The 1,710-nt window shown below is 30.8% G+C and carries 6 protein-coding genes; 2 read left to right on the top strand and 4 right to left on the bottom strand.

Annotated features, from left to right (window positions below):
• From ATE49_RS20455 to ATE49_RS11140, 4 genes are all read right to left on the bottom strand, one after another.
• Positions 1-200 (bottom strand): hypothetical protein (locus ATE49_RS20455; protein WP_221407074.1); only part of this gene is annotated, 200 nt, incomplete at its 3' end.
• 12 nt (positions 201-212) lie between these two features.
• A complete protein-coding gene (locus ATE49_RS11150; RefSeq protein WP_090346968.1) occupies positions 213-422 on the bottom strand; it encodes a hypothetical protein in 210 nt (69 codons plus the stop codon).
• A gap of 114 nt (positions 423-536) precedes the next feature.
• Positions 537-746 carry a hypothetical protein gene (locus ATE49_RS11145; protein WP_065082242.1) on the bottom strand — a complete coding sequence of 70 codons (210 nt, stop codon included), beginning with the start codon at positions 744-746 and terminating at the stop codon, positions 537-539.
• A gap of 7 nt (positions 747-753) precedes the next feature.
• Positions 754-954: a hypothetical protein gene (locus ATE49_RS11140; protein ID WP_065082241.1), complete on the bottom strand. Its 201-nt coding sequence runs from the start codon at positions 952-954 to the stop codon at positions 754-756.
• A 189-nt stretch (positions 955-1,143) separates the two neighbouring features.
• Here ATE49_RS11140 and ATE49_RS11135 point away from each other — a divergent pair, with 189 nt between their 5' ends.
• Both ATE49_RS11135 and ATE49_RS11130 read left to right on the top strand, forming a co-directional pair.
• Positions 1,144-1,401 (top strand): helix-turn-helix domain-containing protein, encoded by a 258-nt coding sequence (locus ATE49_RS11135; protein WP_065082240.1) that lies wholly within the window; start codon positions 1,144-1,146, stop codon positions 1,399-1,401.
• Between the two features lie 8 nt (positions 1,402-1,409).
• Positions 1,410-1,595 (top strand): hypothetical protein, encoded by a 186-nt coding sequence (locus tag ATE49_RS11130; protein ID WP_065082239.1) that lies wholly within the window; start codon positions 1,410-1,412, stop codon positions 1,593-1,595.
• Positions 1,596-1,710: the final 115 nt, after the last annotated feature.

The following is a 1,710-nucleotide window of genomic DNA, read 5'->3' as shown; positions in this document are numbered from 1 at the left end:
AACCATGATTTAACAGTGCCGAATTGAGCGTAATTCACACCAGTATTTGGAAGCTCTGATAACTCAAATACACTTTCACCTAATGGCAAATTAAGGCAGGTAAGCGAATTAAAGTCTGGCGTGATAATTTCGCCAAAATCCAGAACCTTATCAAAAATATAGTTCGCGAAATCATCGCAGTTTGTGAAAGTATTCTTCATTAGGATTGATTATTAAAAAGTAATCTCTATTATTGTTTCTTCAACTTTTTGGATAGTGCAGTTATCGCTTTTATAGAGTCTCTCTTTCTCGTCTTTAGCAATTCTTAGAGAGTTTCTATAATTAGCTCTTTCTATAGCTTCTTCTAAAGTTTTAAAGTCCTCTGGTGCATAACCTTTATATTCTGGACTCACTCTATAAAATGTTCTTTTAGTTGTTTTCATAATCTTGATTTTAAAAACCCCGGGATCGTTAGGTCTCACCCGGGGACATGCAAATTTTAAATATGTCAATGTTACAATGACCAGTGTTGAGAGCAGTTTTATAACATGCTCAGGTTATTTTACCATCTTTACATCATAACCAGCTATCATATCATCCATGTAGCCGAATTGATTTAAATGTTGACAATACTCATGAGCATCTTCATTTGTCATCAGCTCGCTAACCTTAACAGGTTTTACATTAGCAAATATTCTTGCCTGTCTAGTAGGTAATTGATATACTGCCCACACTTTTTGATCTTTAGTTGAATTCTGAATGTTCATAATATTATTATTTAGATGTCAATACCTTTATTGTCTCACGGCATCTTACATTTAGTAATAGTTTTTGCCAATTATCCGCAACACCTATAAACTCAATGATAACTTTGTTTTTATCAAATGACGAATAACTTCTTTGAGAAATAGCATTTAGAACATTTGTAACTTCTGCAGATAGACCTTTTGGCATTTCTAGTTCAAGAGTATTCATATCATTTTTGTTTTAATTATTATACTAATCGTTTAATTTTCTATTGCAAATATACAATCAGTTTAATTATATACAATATCTAAAATGTTAATTTTTTGTTAAAATTTATACAGTTAGTTTATTTACAAAACATAATTATACTATTTATATAAATAGATGTATATTTGCAATTATCTTATTTGTATAATTATGGATCTTAGAATTAAAGAAATCTGCAAGGAGAAAGGAATGATGCTAAAGGATGTTGCGGATAAAATAAATATTACAGAGGTTGGATTGTCAAAATCCTTAAACGGAAACCCAACATTGAAAAGATTGGAGGAAGTTGCGAAAGCGCTGAATGTGGATTTTTTGGAACTGTTTGTTAAACAACCATACAAGGAGGACCCGATATACACAAAGGACGAAAACGGAAATGAAATAATAATCGGTTATTTAAAGAAATAAGGAGCCTTATGAAAAATTTTAAACCACCTTTCAGAATTGCGCCTAAAAACAAGTGTGTTGTTCAAGATGCAAATAAAAAAACGGTAGCTACATTTTATCCAGAAGCTGAAGAATTAGCTGCTGAATATGTTGCATTCATAAACAAGGAGTACAAAGGAATGCTAAATAATGAAGATATAAAGAAAATTATTTAAAGAGTATTGCTAACACTCCTATAATTGTAATTACTACAAAAACAATCAAAATTGCATCAACTTCTATTATTATGCTTCCTTCATATTCTGACTCGTAGAATTTCCGGATTTTTCG

It is taken from the genome of Elizabethkingia miricola (assembly GCF_001675285.1).
GTDB classification, from domain to species: domain Bacteria; phylum Bacteroidota; class Bacteroidia; order Flavobacteriales; family Weeksellaceae; genus Elizabethkingia; species Elizabethkingia miricola.
Note: the sequence above shows the minus strand (reverse complement) of the source record. Positions and strands in the feature narration are given on the sequence as shown.

Bases quoted from the DNA above. Each gene is read 5' to 3' on its own strand.
- ATE49_RS11150 (WP_090346968.1), bottom strand. From the start codon at position 422: ATGAAAACAACTAAAAGAACATTTTATAGAGTGAGTCCAGAATATAAA.
- ATE49_RS11145 (WP_065082242.1), bottom strand. From the start codon at position 746: ATGAACATTCAGAATTCAACTAAAGATCAAAAAGTGTGGGCAGTATAT.
- ATE49_RS11140 (WP_065082241.1), bottom strand. From the start codon at position 954: ATGAATACTCTTGAACTAGAAATGCCAAAAGGTCTATCTGCAGAAGTT.
- ATE49_RS11135 (WP_065082240.1), top strand. From the start codon at position 1,144: ATGGATCTTAGAATTAAAGAAATCTGCAAGGAGAAAGGAATGATGCTA.
- ATE49_RS11130 (WP_065082239.1), top strand. From the start codon at position 1,410: ATGAAAAATTTTAAACCACCTTTCAGAATTGCGCCTAAAAACAAGTGT.